The following is a 16,171-nucleotide window of genomic DNA, read 5'->3' on the forward strand; positions in this document are numbered from 1 at the left end:
TCGTGCCGGGTTACGCATATATCGGAGGAGAGCCAAAAGGATCGGCCGCCTCCGCCCAACATTGAGAAGGGGTCATCATGTCCGACCGTTCGAACGCATCCGACCGTAAACTGCGCTCACGCGCCTGGTTCGACAATCCGGATAATCCGGACATGACGGCGCTCTATCTGGAGCGCTATCTCAATTACGGCATCAGTCAGGAAGAGCTGCAGTCCGGCAAGCCGATCATCGGCATCGCCCAGACCGGTTCGGACCTCTCGCCCTGCAACCGGCACCATATGGAACTTGCAAAGCGCGTGCGCGACGGCATCGTCGAGGCCGGCGGCATTCCGCTGGAATTCCCGGTGCATCCGATCCAGGAGACCGGAAAGCGGCCGACCGCGGCGCTCGATCGGAATCTCGCCTATCTCGGTCTCGTCGAACTTCTCTACGGCTATCCTCTCGACGGCGTCGTCCTGACGATCGGCTGCGACAAGACCACGCCGGCCTGTCTGATGGCGGCGGCGACCGTGAACATTCCGGCGATCGCCTTGTCTGTCGGCCCCATGCTGAACGGATGGTTCCGGGGCGAGCGCACGGGATCGGGCACGATCGTCTGGAAGGCCCGCGAGATGATGGCGGCGGGCGAGATCGATTATGCCGGCTTCATCAAGCTCGTCGCGTCCTCGGCGCCCTCCACCGGCTATTGCAACACGATGGGCACCGCTTCCACGATGAACTCGCTCGCCGAGGCCCTCGGTATGCAGCTTCCGGGCTCTGCGGCGATCCCCGCGCCCTATCGCGACCGCCAGGAAATGGCCTGGCGCACGGGCAAGCGCATCGTCGACATGGTTCATGAGGACCTGAAACCCACCGACATCATGACGCGCAAGGCCTTCGAGAACGCGATCCGCGTCAATTCCGCGATCGGCGGTTCGACCAACGCCCCGATCCATATCAACGCCATCGCCCGCCATCTCGGCGTTGAGCTCGATATCGACGACTGGCAGACCCTTGGCGAGGACATCCCGCTGCTCGTCAATCTTCAGCCCGCCGGTGAATATCTCGGAGAGGACTACTACCATGCCGGCGGTGTGCCGGCCGTAGTCAACCAGCTGATGGGCAAGGGCCTGATCCACGAGGACGTGATCACCGCCAATGGCCGGACGATTGGCGAAAACTGCCGGGATGCGGCGATCGAGGACGAGAACGTCATCAAGACCTACGACAATCCGATGCGCCCGCGCGCCGGCTTCCGCGTTCTGAAGGGCAATCTCTTCAACTCGGCCATCATGAAGCTTTCCGTGATCTCGGAGGAGTTCCGGAAGCGCTATCTCGAGAACCCGAACGATCCCATGGCGTTCGAAGGCAAGGCCGTCGTTTTCGACGGCCCCGAGGACTATCACCACCGTATCGACGATCCCGCGCTTGGCATCGACGAGCACACGGTCCTCTTCATGCGCGGGGCCGGGCCGATCGGCTATCCGGGTGCGGCCGAGGTCGTGAACATGCGAGCGCCGGATTATCTCATCAAGAAGGGCATCAAGTCGCTGGCCTGTGTCGGCGACGGCCGTCAGTCCGGCACGTCCGGCTCACCCTCGATCCTCAACGCTTCGCCGGAAGCTGCCGCTGGCGGCGGTCTTGCGCTGCTCAGGACCGGCGACAAGGTGCGCATCGATCTCGGCAAGGGAACGGCTGATATCCTGATTTCGCAGGAAGAGCTCGATGAGCGCCGCCTGAAGCTGGAAGCCGCCGGCGGCTTTCCCTATCCCGATCACCAGACGCCCTGGCAGGAGATCCAGCGCGGCCTCGTGGGCCAGATGGAATCCGGCATGTGCCTCGAAATGGCAACGAGCTACCGCGCCATCGCGCAGACCAAGGGCCTTCCGCGGGACAATCACTGATGACGCTTTCACTTTCAGCCGTGAGGCCTTTCCGGGGCGTCTTTCCTGTCGTCCCGACGGTCTTTCAAGAAGATGGCACGCCGGACCTTGAGGGGCAGAAGCGCGCGCTCGACTTCATGATCGATGCCGGGTCCACGGGGCTATGCATCCTCGCGAACTTTTCCGAGCAATTTCTGCTTTCGGATGCCGAGCGCGACGAGCAGCTTGCCCTCACCATGGAGCATGTGGCGGGCCGGGTGCCGGTTATCGTTACCGTCAGCCATTTCTCGACCGATATCACCATCGCGCGGGCGAAGGCGGCCGAGGCGTCGGGCGCTGCGATGATCATGGTCTTGCCGCCCTATCACGGCGCCACGATGCGGGTCGGCGAAGGTCAGATCTTCGCATTCTTCAGCGCGCTGTCGGATGCGATTTCGATCCCGATCATGATCCAGGACGCGCCGATCTCCGGCACGGCCCTGCCGCCGTCGCTCCTTGCCCGGATGGCACGAGAGATCGAGAATGTCGCCTATTTCAAGGTCGAGACGACAGGTGCCGCCTCCAAATTGCGCGAGCTCCTGTCGCTTGGCGGCGAGACGATCGAAGGCCCCTGGGACGGCGAAGAGGCGATCACCCTGATGCCCGATCTCGATGCCGGGGCGACCGGCACGATGACCGGCGGCGGCTATCCTGACGGGATCCGCCAGATCATCGATCCGTTCTTTGCCGGCGAGCGGGAAAAGGCGATGGAAGCCTATGCCCGCTGGCTGCCGCTCATCAATTTCGAGAACCGGCAGACGAGTTTTGCGACGGCCAAGATCCTCATGAAAGAGGGCGGCGTCATCGCCAGCGATGCCGTTCGCCGCCCGGTCATGCCGGCCCATCCCGATACGCGCGCCGGTCTGATCGAACTGGCGCGAACGCTTGACCCCCTGGTGCTTCGCTGGGGCCGATAACCGCCCGCAACGCGTTGCGCGAAAGCGGGTGCAAACCCGCAGACATGAAACAGAAGTGGATATTTCCCATGGCACTCGAACTGACAGGCAAACATCTCGTTGCCGGCGAGTGGGTCACCTCCGACCAGAGCTTCAAGTCCCAGCCGCTTTCGGCCGAGCCGCGCAGCTTTGCCGCCGGAACGCCCGAGCTGGTGGACCGTGCGGCGGAAGCAGCTGAAGAGGCTTTCTGGACCTACGCCTATTCCTCACGTGAAGCGCGTGCCGCCTTCATGGAAACCATCGCCGACGAGATCGAGACACGCGGCGACGAGATCACCGAGATCGGCACCGAAGAGTCTGGTCTTCCCGCTGGCCGTCTTGAGGGCGAGCGTGGTCGCACCACTGGCCAGCTCAGGCTGTTCGCCAAGCATATCCGCGAGGGCGCCTATCTCGACCGGCGCGTCGATCCGGCCTTGCCCGACCGGGCCGCAGGGCCGCGTCCCGAACTGAAGATGCTTCAGCGCCCGATCGGACCGGTCGCCGTTTTCGGCGCATCGAACTTTCCGCTCGCCTTCTCGACCGCCGGCGGTGACACGGCGGCGGCCCTTGCTGCCGGTTGTCCGGTGGTCGTCAAGGGTCACGAAGCCCATCCGGGGACAGGCGAGATCGTCGCCCAGGCGATCCATGCCGCGATCAAGGCGCACGACCTTCATCCGGGCGTCTTCTCGTTGGTGCAGGGGGGCAGCCGCGCGGTCGGCGAGCGCCTCGTCACCCAACCGCTGATCAAGGCTGTCGGGTTCACCGGCTCCCTCGGCGCTGGCCGTGCGCTCTACGATCTTTGTGCCCAGCGTCCCGAACCGATCCCGTTCTTCGGCGAACTGGGTTCGGTCAATCCGGTCTTCGCGATGCCCGAGGCGCTGAAGGCGCGCGGCGAAGCGATGGGGGCAGCCTGGGTCGGGTCGCTCACCATGGGGGCAGGGCAGTTCTGCACCAATCCCGGTCTCGTCTTCCTCAAGGATGGGCCGGAGGCCGATGCCTTCCTTGCTTCCGCCGTGGAGGCTGCGAAGGGCGGCGACAAGCAGGTGATGCTCACAGATGGCATCGCCGCCGCCTATCGCTCGGGCGCCGAGAAGGTCTCGCAGACGGAAGGGGTCAAGGCGCTGGTCGGCGAAGCCAATTCGAGCCGTCATGCCTCGCCCTATATCCTTGAAACCACCGGAGAAGTCTTCGAAGGCAACGAAGCGCTGTCGGAAGAGGTCTTCGGCCCCCTCGGCATCGTCGTCCGGGTCAAGGACGAGGCTGAGATGGAGCGGATCGCCAGGAAGCTCCACGGCCAGCTGACGATCACGCTGCAGATGGACGAGGGCGATGCTTCGGCCGTCGGCAGGGTGATGCCGATCCTCGAGCGCAAGGCCGGACGAATCCTTGCCAACGGGTTCCCGACCGGCGTCGAGGTCGCCGATTCCATGGTCCATGGCGGTCCTTATCCGGCTTCGACCAATTTCGGCGCGACCTCGGTCGGAACGCTCGCGATCCGGCGCTTCCTCCGCCCGGTCTGCTATCAGAACCTGCCAAGCTCGGTTCTTCCTGGCGATCTGCAGTAAAAACCAGCGGGCCTTCGAACGCTCTGTCTTCGAAGGCCCGCCGATATATTGCTTCGGATGCTCAGCGGTCGGAGGTCTTCCAGCGCGGGTTGATCCATGGCTCGGCTTCATCGCGCGGCAGGGTTCGTCCGAGAATATGATCGGCGGCCTTTTCACCGGTCATGATGGAAGGGCCGTTGAGGTTGCCGTTGGTGATGCGCGGGAAGATGGACGAGTCCACCACCCGCAGAGCTTCGACGCCGATGACACGGCATTCCGGATCGACGACGGCGTGAGGGTCATCCACAGCGCCCATCCGGCAGGTGCCGCAGGGATGATAGGCGCTTTCGGCCTCGTCGCGGATGAATTCGTCGATTTCCTCGTCTGACTGAACATTCTCGCCCGGCTGAATTTCCTTGCCGCGATATTCGTCGAAGGCCTTCTGGCCGAAGATTTCCCGCGTGAGGCGCACGCAGTGACGGAAATCCACCCAGTCCTCTTCGGTCGACATGTAGTTGAAGACGATTTTCGGCGCCTGGGAGGGATCGGCGCTGTTCAGTGAGACGCGGCCACGCGAGGGCGAGCGCATCGGGCCCACATGGGCCTGATAGCCGTGGCCTTCCGCCGCTGCCTTGCCATCATAGCGAACCGCGATGGGCAGGAAGTGATACTGGATGTCGGGATATTCGACGCCCGCCCGTGAGCGTACGAAGCCAGCGCTCTCGAACTGATTGGACGCGCCGAGACCGGTCTTGGCGATGGTCCATTCCGCACCGGCATAACCTTTGCCGAAGAGGTTCCAGTGCTTGTAGAGCGTAATCGGCTGGATGCAGGCCTGCTGGATGTAAAGCTCCAGATGGTCCTGCAGATTGCCGCCGACACCGGGCCGATCGGCAATCACTTCGATGCCGTGCTCTCGGAGATGCTCCGCCGGGCCGATGCCGGACAGCATCAGGATCTTTGGCGAGTTGATGGTGGAGGCCGACACGATGACTTCGCGGTTCGCCTTCACGAAACCTTCTGCGCCGCCCTTCGTCACCTCGACACCGACCGCGCGGCCGTTCTCGATCCGCACCCGGTTTGCGAAGCACTGAATAAGCTCGAAGTTGTCGCGCTTCATGGCGGGGCGCAGATAAGCGTTGGCCGTGGACCAGCGTCGGCCTTCCCAGACCGTCTGTTCCATCGGGCCGAAACCTTCCTGCTTCTCGCCGTTATAGTCGTCCGTCGCCTCGAACCCTGCTTCTATCCCGGCGTCGACGAAGGCCTTGAACAGGGGATTGGTGCGCGAGCCGCGACCGACGTGAAGGGGACCATCCTTGCCGCGCCATTCCGGATCGCCGCCATGGCCGCCATCATGCCAGTGTTCCAGCCGCTTGTAGTAGGGCAGCACGTCGGCGTAGCTCCAGCCCGTGGCGCCGGCTTCTTCCCAGTGGTCGAAGTCCTTGGCATGGCCACGCACATAGACCATTCCATTGATCGAGGACGAGCCGCCGATGACCTTGCCGCGCGGGCATGCAAGCCTGCGATTGTTCAGATGCGGCTCCGGCTCGGATTTGAAGCCCCAATCGTAGCGGCTCATGTTCATGGGATAGGAGAGGGCGCCGGGCATCTGGATGAACGGCCCGATATCCGTGCCGCCATATTCGAGCACGATGACCGAATGCTCGCCGCTCTCAGACAGACGATAGGCGAGAGCGGCACCCGCCGAGCCCGACCCGATGATGACGTAATCCGCCTCGGCGAGAATGGTTTGGTTGTTCGACATGGCTTAGTACGGGCTTTCGACAGGGCCCATCCCGACATGCACGGTCTTGAGCTGTGAATAAAATTCCATCGCCGCCTTGCCGTTCTCGCGGCCAAGGCCAGACTTCTTGACGCCGCCGAAGGGCACTTCGACCGGGGTCAGGTTGTAGGTGTTGATCCAGCAGATGCCGGCCTGCAGCTTTTTCGCGACCCGGTGACCGCGTGTGAGATCGTTGGTGAAGACGCCGGCAGCGAGACCGAAAGGCGTGCTGTTGGCGCGCGACAGCGCTTCTTCTTCGGTCTCGAACGGAAATACGGACATGACCGGCCCGAAAATCTCCTCGCGCGCGATCGTCATCTCGTCGGTGACATCCGCATAGACCGTCGGCTCGACATAGGCGCCATCGGCGAACTTTTCGCTACTCGGGATGCCGCCTCCGACGACGAGACGCGCGCCCTCGTTTTTCGCGCTTTTCAGGTAGCCCTTCACCTTTTCAAGCTGGGCGAAGGAGACCATGGGTCCGATCTGGGTTTCAGGATCAAGCGGGTCGCCCAGCTTGATCGCCTTCGTGCGCTCTGCAAGACGTTCGAGGAAGGAATCGTAGATGCCGCGCTGGACGAAGACCCGCGTTCCGTTCGAACAGATCTGGCCGGTCGAATAGAAATTGCCGAGCATCGCGCCGGAAATCGCGTCTTCGAGGCTTGCATCGTCGAAGACGAGGATCGGCGACTTGCCGCCAAGTTCCATGGTCACGTGGCGCATGCCTTCGGCGGCCGCCGCATAGACCTTCGGTCCGGTTTCGACCGAGCCGGTGAGCGAAACCTTCGCGCAGAGGTCGTGTGTGGTCAGTGCCGCGCCCACCTTGCCGAAGCCCTGGACCACGTTGAAAAGTCCGGCTGGCGCGCCGGCTTCATGCACGATCTCGGCCACCTTGAGGGCGCAGAGCGGCGTCATTTCGGAGGGCTTGAAGACCATCGCATTGCCGCAGGCAAGGGCCGGAGCGGCCTTCCAGCAGGCGATCTGGGTCGGGTAGTTCCACGCGCCGATGCCGACGCACACGCCCAAAGGTTCGCGGATCGTATAGGCGAAGTCCGCTCCAAGCGGCACGCTCTCACCCGAAAGCGTCGCAGCAATCGAAGCGAACCATTCCAGCGCATCCGCGCCGGAGGTCGCATCGGCGACGATCGTTTCCTGAATGGGTTTGCCGGTGTCCAGCGTCTCCAGTTCGGACAGGCTTTCGTTCCGCTCGCGGATGATGTCGGCTGCCTTGCGCAGCACTCTCGCGCGCTCGACCGGTGTCCATTCCGCCCATTCGGCCTGGGCCTTTGCGGCGGATGTCATTGCCTTTTCGATGATGTCGGGCGTTGCCGCGTGAAGCGTCGCAATCGTTTCTCCGGTCGCCGAATAGACGCACTCGAAGGTCTCGCCGTTCTTGTCTTCAACATAGGCGCCGTCGATGAAATGGCTGGCTGTGGGCTGGGCTCTCATGGGGTGTTCTGGTGTCCTGCCTGTCTGAATGGAAGCCGGGGCGCCATAAACCTCCCGGCGATTGCTGCGTGGGTTTGCGTCACAGGTCGAGTGCCTCCTTCTTATAGGCGCCCCTCGGATTGCTGATGACATCGCGTGCCTTGAAGACGATCATCGCGATGACCGAGACGTAGAGGGCGATGACGATGGCACCGATCCACTCGATCTCCAGCCATTGGCTTTCGAACATGATCGTCAGGATGAAGAGGACAGCCGTGTTGCCCGCGATGTAGGTCCACTTGCCGAACCGCTGGGCCGTCAGGCCAAGATTGTCGGTATACAGGCGGATGAGGCTGTCGAGGGAGTTGATGACGAAGGTGGTTCCGACGATCACCATCGCGATGTTGACGAGGCCCTCGGTCGTGAGATCGTTCAGATAGTAGTAGTAGAGGACCGCAAACCAGATCGCGAGCGGGATCGACGGAATGATCATTAGGGCGGCCAGCATGTGCTGGGTCTTCATGCCGCCAACGAAGCGCGAGGTGAACTGGCCGATCATCACTGACCAGGCGAACCACCAGAAGAGATAGAACTCGTGATAGTCGGTGATCGGCAGGACGAAACGGTGGATGTTTGCGAAATAGCCGCCGATGCCGGAGATCGACTGGCCGAATTCGCTGAACGACATGCCACCATAGATCCAGAGCCCGACGATCAGAAGCCCGAACATCACGGACGATCCGATCGACAGGACCCGGACATATTTGATGTCGGTCGAGGAATAGCTCGCGGCGAGAATGACCGCGAAGACGATGACGTAGAAGGTCGTGACGACGCTTTCCCCGTCGCCGATCGTCGGCAGATAATAGGGCAGGTAGACGAGGAAGAGAGAGGCCGTGAAGGCGCAGGTCGTGACGATGACGACGTTGTTGACGATTCGTACGACCGGGCGCTCAAAGAATTTCAGGCGCGGTTCGATCGCGCAGAAATAGAATGTCGTCAGGAAATAGAACGCCCAGATAAGGAAACCCCAGAAGCCGAATTCCAGCGCGAGCGGGTTGGTGAAAGAATAGGCAGGGTTCTCGCCGGTATTGGCGTAAAGAGGGAAGTCGAATGCCAGCGGAAACATGATGAGGCCGACATCGAGACCGGATGTAAAAAGAATAGCGATGAAGACGAACAGTGGTTGTGGGTCTGTTCCGATGAGGCGAAAATTCCACCACCTGATGGTGCAGAATATGACAAGTGCGAAGGCCAAGAGAACGCCAAACGAAATGAGATAAGTCACCGTGCATCTCCAATTGAAAGCGCGTCTTAAGGCAAGTGAAGCAATGCCCGGTCTCGCTGATTCAAGTACACTTGGCGCAGCTCAGGCAATTCGCAATGCTTCGTAAGACACCATGACATGCTCGGCATAGGCTGGACGCCGGGAAAGCCTTTCATAGTATGCGCTCAGGTGAGGGCGCTCTTTCCGGGACATCTCCACCGTGAAATAGCGGAAGAGAAGCGAGCCCAAGACGATGTCGGCGAGTGTGAAATCGGGACCTGCCAGATAGTCTTGCTGCGAGAGCTTCGCTTCCGCGATGTCCAGCCGGCGATCCAGCGCCGCGATCGCCTTTTCGAGTGCTGCCGTGTCGCGTGTTTCGGGCTTCGTTCGGATGATGCCCATGAACACGGGCACCTGAAACGCCGAGGCGACCTCGATCTTTGCCCATTCCGCCCAGCGGTCGACCTGCGCGCGCCTTCTCGGATCGTTCGGCCAGAACGCGCCACCATCGCCGTATCGCGCAGCCAGATAGCGCAGGATCGCGCCTGCTTCCGAAATCGGTTCGTCGTCGCCATCCTTGATGACCGGAACGAGTCCCATCGGGTTCATGGCGAGGAAGTCGGGCGTATCGGTGCCGCCGAAGCGCTGGCCGAAATCGAGGCGCTCATGAGAAACGCCAAGCTCCGCAATGAGCCACATCACCGGCTGGACGTTGTTGGAATCGGCGCGTCCGTAGACGGTCAGCATCGGCTCAGTCTCCCTTCGGATAGCGCTGTGAGGCTTCCAGGACGTTGAGATCCATGTGGTTGCGCATGTAGCGCTCGGAGGCGTTCTTCAGGGGCTGGAAATCCCAGGGGTAATAGTCGCCATTGCGAAGGGCCGGATAGACGATCCAGCGCCGCGCCTGGCTTTCGCGAACATCCGCGTCGTACCGCGCCATGTCCCAGCGCTCGCCGACCTCTTTCGCGAAGCGCTGCACGACGTCGGTATGGCTGGTGTCTTCTGCGAGATTCTTCAACTCGTGCGGATCGGCATCGAGGTCGAAGAGCTGGGGCGGGTCGAGCTCGCAGTGGTTGTATTTCCACTTGCCTTCGCGCAAGGAGACGAGGGGCGCCTCAGAGCCCTCGGCGGCATATTCCATACGCACGGGATTGGTGCGGTCCTTGCCGTTCGCCACGGGCAGGAGGCTCTCGCCGTCCGTCCACGGCATGATGCCGCCGAGATCGATCCCGGCGAGGTCGGCGAGGGTCGGTGTCACATCGATGGTCGAGACCGGCGTGTCGACCCGTCCCGCCGGCATCTGGGGCGCCGCGATCATCAGAGGAACGCGCGAAGAGCCCTCGTAGAAGCTCATCTTGAACCAGAGGCCACGCTCGCCGAGCATGTCGCCGTGGTCTGAGAGGAACAGGACGATCGTCTCCTCGTCCTGCTCGGTGCCTTCGAGTGCCTCGAAGATCTCGCCGATCTTGTCGTCGAGATAGGAGATGTTGGCGAAATAGGCCCGGCGCGAGCGGCGGATATCGTCCTCGCTGATCTCGAAGTTCGAGCGATCGTTCGCATCGAGAATGCGCTGGGAATGGCGGTCCTGCTCTTCGTAGGGGATTGCTGGAACCTTGGGTAGCAGATGCTCGCAGTCGTCGTAGAGATCCCAGTATTTCTTGCGCGCCACATAAGGATCGTGCGGATGGGTGAAGGAAACGGTCAGCATCCAGGGCCGGTCGTCTCCGCGTCGTCCCAGATCGTAGATCTTGCGCTTCGCTTCGTAAGCGACTTCGTCGTCATATTCGAGCTGGTTGGAGATCTCGCCGATTCCTGCGCCCTTGACCGAGCCCATGTTGTGGTACCACCAGTCGATCCGCTCTCCCGGCTTGCGATAGTCCGGTGTCCAGCCGAAATCGGCCGGATAGACGTCGGTGGTCAGCCGTTCTTCAAAACCATGCAGCTGGTCCGGCCCGACGAAATGCATCTTGCCTGCAAGCGTCGTCTGGTAGCCGGCCCGGCGCAGATGATGGGCATAGGTCGGAATGTCGGACGCAAATTCCGCGGCATTGTCGTAAACCCGCGTTCGCACTGGCAGCTGGCCCGACATGAAGCTCGCCCGGCCCGGCGCGCACAAGGGCGAGGCCGTATAGCTGTTGCGAAACCGCGTGGAGCGTGCCGCAAGCTTCTTCAGATTGGGCGTATGAAGGAAATCCGCCGGACCGTCCGGAAACAGCGTTCCGTTCAGCTGGTCAACCATCAGGATCAGGATGTTCGGCTTCTTCGTCATACGGCGTTCTCCGTTCTGAGGGCTTTGTCGAGATAATCGAGGACCAGCGCCGCTGCGTCCTGGCTTTTCGGGGCCCGCTCCTGAAGGGCGGAGCGGATGTAGAGGCCGTCGATCAGCGAGGCGAGGCCCTGGGCCGTTCGCCGGGCCGCCTCCTCGCTCATGAGCTGGCGCAGGGCGTGGACGAGGTTCGAATCGAGCCGGCGGGCATAGACCTTGAGAAGCCGCCGGGCGTTGGTGGAGCGGTTCGCCTCCACGTAGAAGGCGAGCCATGCCGAAACGATCGCCGGGTCGAACTGCTCAGCTTCGAAGGAGGCACCGATAATCGCCTCGACCCGGTCTCTCGGCCCCTTCGCTGCCCTAAAGCGCTGGAGCACGGACTGGCCGAAATCATCGAGGATCTGTCGCATGGCGGCGTAGAAGATCTTTTCCTTCGAGCCGAAATAGTGATGCGCGAGAGCGGAGGAGACACCGGCCCGGCGCGCGATGCGCCCGACGGTCACGTCGAGGGAGCCGGATGCGCCGATCTCGGCGATCGTGGCTGAGATGAGCGCTTCGCGCCGCACGGCCTCCATTCCGATCTTTGGCATCGATTCTCCATCACTGATGTAAATCTGGGCAGCCCATTTATGGTGCTGCTGTTTACATCAATATCGCAATCGGTTTTAATTGACTGATCAATCAAAAACAACCGGCGCCGATCCGCCGGCCTTTGACAGGGAGAATTCATGCGAAAGACTCTTGGAACGATTGCACTCGCGTTTCTTGGCACCACGGCGCTTGCCGGCGTGGCCAATGCGCAGATCTCTGAGGCCTGCCAGACGGTGACCATGTCCGATGTGGGCTGGACCGACATCACGACGACCACGGCCGCCACGAAGCATATCCTGGAGGGGTTGGGATATCAGGTGGACGTGAAGGTGCTTTCCGTTCCGGTGACTTTCGCATCGCTCGAGAGCGACGATGTCGATGTCTTCCTCGGCAACTGGATGCCGGCGCAGAATGCGGCGATCAGCCCCTATCTCGAATCGGGCGAGATCGAAACCGTATCGACCAATCTCGAGGGTACGAAGTATACCCTCGCCGTTCCGACCTATCTCTATGACGAGGGTCTCAAGACCTACGACGATATCGCGAAGTTCCGCGACGGGCTGGACGACAAGATCTACGGGATCGAGCCGGGCAACGAGGGCAACGCTTACCTCGTCTCGCTGACCGAAGAGGACAAGCACGGCCTGTCCGGTTTCGAGGTCGTCGAGAGCTCCGAACAGGGCATGCTGGCCATGGTTGGCCGTGCCTACGCCAAGAAGGAGCCCATCGTCTTCCTCGGCTGGGAGCCCCATCCGATGAACGCGAACTATGACCTCAAATATCTCACCGGCGGCGAAGACTTCTTCGGCGGCGAAGGCACGGTGCATACGGTTGCACGGAAGGGCTACATGGAAGAGTGCCCGAACGTCGCGAAGTTCCTGAAGAACGAGAAGTTCTCGCTCAAGATGGAAAACCAGATCATGGGCCAGATCCTCGACGATGGTGAGGAAGCCGGTGCTGCAACCGAAGTCTGGCTGAAGGAAAATCCGGGCGAGTGGGAAGGCTGGCTCGATGGCGTGACCACTGTTCAGGGCGAACCCGGTCTTCCGGCCGTCAAAAAATCGCTCGGAATGTAAGCCGGGTGGCTCGATTGAACCAGTTCAGCCCTCGTCGTTTCGGCGGGGGCTTTTCTTCAAGATATTGAGGGTGGGGGCGCTGGGGCGTGCACTGGCTGACTGACTACAAGATTCCGATCGGCAAAACCGCCGAGCATGTGTTCGACTGGCTTCAGACAAATGGAGGCTGGTTCTTCGACGGCATGGCCGATTTCGGGGGCTGGTTGATCGACTGGCTCCTCTGGGTTCTCCAGACACCGAATCCCCTCGTCGTCGTCGCCGTCTTCGGCGCGTTCAGCTTCTGGCTCCAGCGCAGCTGGAAGCTCACCCTGTTCGTCATTCTCGGGTTTCTCTTCATCATCAACCAGGGCTACTGGGAAGAGATGACCGAGAGCCTCACGCTGGTCCTGTCGGCCTGTATCGTCTGTATGGCGATCGGCGTGCCGATCGGCATCGCCGTCGCGCACCGACCGAAGCTCTATTCCTTTCTGCAGCCGGTCCTTGATCTGATGCAGACCCTGCCGACCTTCGTCTATCTCATTCCGGCGATCGTCTTCTTCGGCATCGGCATGGTGCCGGGACTCCTCGCAACCGTGATCTTCGTGCTGCCGGCGCCGATCCGCCTGACCTATCTCGGCGTCTCCTCCACGCCGAAATCCCTGCTCGAAGCTGCGGACGCCTTCGGCGCCACAGGTTCGCAGAAGCTCTGGAAGGTGGAGCTTCCCTACGCCCTGCCGCAGATCATGGCCGGGCTCAACCAGACCATCATGCTCTCACTGTCCATGGTCGTGATCGCCGCGCTCGTCGGCGCTGATGGTCTCGGGGTTCCGGTCGTGCGTGCGCTTAACCAGGTCAACACCTCACTCGGCTTTGAATCAGGCTTCATCATCGTCGTCGTCGCGATCATCCTCGATCGCGTGCTGCGTCTCGGTCAGAGGAAGAAGGCATGAGCCAGGCAATCCTGTTCGACGATGTGAACATCGTCTTCGGCAACCGTCCCGAAAGCGCGCTGCCATTGATGGATGCGGGAAAGACACGCGCGGAGATCCAGGCTGAAACCGGCCAGGTGCTGGGCGTCCATGCCTGTTCGCTGGAGGTGAAGGAGGCCGAAATTCTCGTCCTCATGGGGCTCTCGGGCTCCGGTAAGTCGACGCTCCTGCGCGCGGTCAACGGTCTCAACCCCGTCTGCCGCGGCCGTGTTCTCGTCAATGACGGCTCCGGGATGGCGGACGTCACCAACGCGTCGTCCAAGAAGCTCCGGGACATGCGTCTGTCGCGCGTCTCCATGGTGTTCCAGCAGTTCGGGCTTTTGCCTTGGCGCAACGTGATCGACAATGTCGCTCTCGGCCTCGAACTCTCCGGCATGTCGAAGAAGGAGCGTGAGGAAAAGGTTCGCAAGCAGCTGGACCTCGTGGGCCTCGGCGACTGGGCCGAGCGTAAGGTGGGGGAACTCTCGGGTGGTATGCAGCAGCGTGTCGGCTTGGCCCGTGCATTTGCCACCGACGCGCCGATCCTTTTGATGGACGAGCCGTTTTCGGCCCTCGATCCGCTGATCCGCAGCCGGTTGCAGGACGAACTTCTCGACCTTCAGAAAAATCTGAAGCGGACGATCCTTTTCGTCAGCCATGATCTCGACGAGGCCTTCAAGCTGGGCGACCGGATCGCGATCATGGAGGGCGGCCGGATCGTTCAGTGCGGTACGCCGTCGGACATCATCCAGAACCCTGCGGATCAGTATGTCGCGGACTTCGTGGCGCAGACCAATCTTCTCGAAATCCTGCGCGCGCGAGACGTGATGAGCGACGACGACGGGACGCCTGCGTCCGAAGGTGGCGCCGTTCAGCCCGACACGCCGATTCGCGAATTTCTGGAGCGGCTCGGCCGGGGCGCCGTCATTCGGGTGGAAGACGGGGGCAGGCCTGTCGGCCTCATCCGTCCCAACGACATTGTCGCGGCGGTCTCGCCCGGCGCCGGAAAGCGTGACGCCGCCGCCTGAAACGCGGCCGGTCGCCGCATGGCCTTCGCCCTGTGCGGCGAAGGTGCCTATCCCGGTTTGACGCGGACCGTCATTGCCGATAACCACGCTGCGAAACGAACGACGGTGCCCGGCCGGACCGGGCTGAAACGCATTCCGGTGCGGCTGACCCAAGCAGGGGGCCAAGACGGAGCTGTCGGACTGCATCTTACGGCCGCGCTGTAAAAGCGTGCCTCCGATCCTCCGGCATTGATTGCGGTGCGCAGCGCCGCGCCAGGAGGATGAGAATGAAAGCCTTGATGCTGTGCGGCCATGGCAGCCGCGACAAGGGTGCGATGGAAGAATTCGGCGGTCTCGCCGAAAAGCTGCGCCACAACCTCCCCGACTGGACCACCGAACACGGCTATCTCGAATTCGCCAAGCCCGTCATCCGTGACGGTCTCGACAAGCTCCGGGAAGCAGGCGCGCACGAGATCGTCGCCCTGCCTGGCATGCTCTTTGCCGCGGGCCACGCCAAGAACGATATCCCCTCGGTCCTCAACACCTACGCCGCGGCGAACGGCGTTACCATCCGCTACGGCCGCGAACTCGGCATCGACCTCAAGATGATCCGCGCTGCCGGCGAGCGCATCAAGGAATGTCTCCGCGCCGATGGCTGGAACGAGGGCGACCCCCTGCACGATACCATGCTGGTCGTCGTCGGGCGCGGTGCATCCGACCCGGACGCCAATTCCAACGTCTCCAAGGTCATGCGCATGCTCTGGGAAGGCATGGGCTTCGGCTGGGGCGAAACCGTCTATTCGGGGGTCACCTTCCCGTTGGTCGAGCCGGGCCTCACCCATGCCGCGCGCCTTGGCTACAAGCGGATCGTGGTCTTCCCGTATTTTCTCTTCACCGGCGTTCTCGTGCGCCGCATCTACGACCAGACAGACAAGGTCGCGGCGAGCCACCCGGACATTGCGTTCCTGAAAGCGCCCTATCTCGGCGCCCATGATCTGGTGGTGGAAACCTTCGTCGAGCGGCTTCACGAGGTGCTCGAAGGCGTCAACAACATGAACTGCCAGATGTGCAAGTACCGCGAACAGGTGCTGGGCTTCGAGGCGGAGGTCGGTCTCGCCCAGGAAAGCCATCATCATCACGTGGAGGGTGTCGGCTCCTCGGCCGACTGCCAGCTCTGCGACGATGTCTGCACCGGGGCCTGCCGCGCTGTGCCGGAGCCGGGTCCCGTGCCGGGGGGCGCACAGACCCACTCGCACGATCACGGCGATGGGCATACCCACTCCCACGGTCACGACCATTCCCACGAGCACAGCCATTCACATGGACATGGTCACAGCCATTCTCATGGGCACGACCACCACCATCATCCCTATCCCCATGCCGATCATCCCCTCGGCCCGAACTCGATGCGCTGACGCCGACCTTC

The 16,171-nt window shown here is 62.0% G+C and carries 13 protein-coding genes; 7 read left to right on the forward strand and 6 right to left on the reverse strand.

Features of this window, described 5'->3' with window-relative positions:
- Positions 1-77: 77 nt before the first annotated feature.
- The 3 genes from ABDX79_RS07550 to ABDX79_RS07560 all read left to right on the forward strand — a co-directional run bounded on the left by ABDX79_RS07550 (position 78) and on the right by ABDX79_RS07560 (position 4,401).
- Complete coding sequence (locus ABDX79_RS07550) at positions 78-1,883, forward strand: IlvD/Edd family dehydratase (RefSeq protein ID WP_346219664.1); 1,806 nt, start codon at positions 78-80, stop codon at positions 1,881-1,883.
- On the forward strand, positions 1,883-2,818 hold the full coding sequence (locus ABDX79_RS07555; protein WP_346219665.1) for a dihydrodipicolinate synthase family protein: 936 nt from the start codon (positions 1,883-1,885) through the stop codon (positions 2,816-2,818). Before ABDX79_RS07550 ends, ABDX79_RS07555 begins: the two co-directional genes overlap by 1 nt.
- Before the next feature lie 68 nt (positions 2,819-2,886).
- Entirely contained in the window at positions 2,887-4,401 is a 1,515-nt protein-coding gene (locus tag ABDX79_RS07560; RefSeq protein ID WP_346219666.1) for an aldehyde dehydrogenase (NADP(+)), read from the forward strand.
- A gap of 61 nt (positions 4,402-4,462) precedes the next feature.
- On the opposite strand, the gene betA is transcribed toward ABDX79_RS07560, so the two are convergent.
- From betA to betI, 6 genes are all read right to left on the reverse strand, one after another.
- Positions 4,463-6,145 carry a choline dehydrogenase gene (gene betA, locus ABDX79_RS07565; RefSeq protein ID WP_346219667.1) on the reverse strand — a complete coding sequence of 561 codons (1,683 nt, stop codon included), beginning with the start codon at positions 6,143-6,145 and terminating at the stop codon, positions 4,463-4,465.
- 3 nt (positions 6,146-6,148) lie between these two features.
- Positions 6,149-7,612, reverse strand: a complete 1,464-nt coding sequence (gene betB / locus ABDX79_RS07570; RefSeq protein ID WP_346219668.1) for a betaine-aldehyde dehydrogenase — start codon at positions 7,610-7,612, stop codon at positions 6,149-6,151.
- 79 nt (positions 7,613-7,691) lie between these two features.
- Complete coding sequence (locus tag ABDX79_RS07575; protein ID WP_346219669.1) at positions 7,692-8,879, reverse strand: BCCT family transporter; 1,188 nt, start codon at positions 8,877-8,879, stop codon at positions 7,692-7,694.
- Positions 8,880-8,960: 81 nt separating this feature from the next.
- Entirely contained in the window at positions 8,961-9,605 is a 645-nt protein-coding gene (locus tag ABDX79_RS07580; protein WP_346219670.1) for a glutathione S-transferase family protein, read from the reverse strand.
- Positions 9,606-9,609: 4 nt separating this feature from the next.
- Entirely contained in the window at positions 9,610-11,127 is a 1,518-nt protein-coding gene (gene betC / locus ABDX79_RS07585; RefSeq protein ID WP_346219671.1) for a choline-sulfatase, read from the reverse strand.
- A complete protein-coding gene (gene betI, locus ABDX79_RS07590) occupies positions 11,124-11,714 on the reverse strand; it encodes a transcriptional regulator BetI (RefSeq protein WP_346219672.1) in 591 nt (196 codons plus the stop codon). Before betI ends, betC begins: the two co-directional genes overlap by 4 nt.
- A 138-nt stretch (positions 11,715-11,852) precedes the next feature.
- Here betI and choX point away from each other — a divergent pair, with 138 nt between their 5' ends.
- The 4 genes from choX to ABDX79_RS07610 all read left to right on the forward strand — a co-directional run bounded on the left by choX (position 11,853) and on the right by ABDX79_RS07610 (position 16,160).
- On the forward strand, positions 11,853-12,791 hold the full coding sequence (gene choX, locus ABDX79_RS07595) for a choline ABC transporter substrate-binding protein (protein ID WP_346219673.1): 939 nt from the start codon (positions 11,853-11,855) through the stop codon (positions 12,789-12,791).
- Between the two features lie 86 nt (positions 12,792-12,877).
- The gene (choW, locus tag ABDX79_RS07600; RefSeq protein WP_346219674.1) at positions 12,878-13,720 is read left to right on the forward strand and encodes a choline ABC transporter permease subunit; all 843 of its coding nucleotides are present in this window, start codon (positions 12,878-12,880) and stop codon (positions 13,718-13,720) included.
- On the forward strand, positions 13,717-14,766 hold the full coding sequence (gene choV, locus ABDX79_RS07605) for a choline ABC transporter ATP-binding protein (protein ID WP_346219675.1): 1,050 nt from the start codon (positions 13,717-13,719) through the stop codon (positions 14,764-14,766). The genes choW and choV overlap by 4 nt, the downstream gene beginning before the upstream one ends.
- Positions 14,767-15,032: 266 nt before the next feature.
- Complete coding sequence (locus ABDX79_RS07610) at positions 15,033-16,160, forward strand: sirohydrochlorin chelatase (protein ID WP_346219676.1); 1,128 nt, start codon at positions 15,033-15,035, stop codon at positions 16,158-16,160.
- Positions 16,161-16,171 lie beyond the last annotated feature (11 nt).

Origin of the sequence: Fulvimarina fulva (genome assembly GCF_039652615.1) — a bacterium.
Classification (GTDB): Bacteria; Pseudomonadota; Alphaproteobacteria; order Rhizobiales; family Rhizobiaceae; genus Fulvimarina.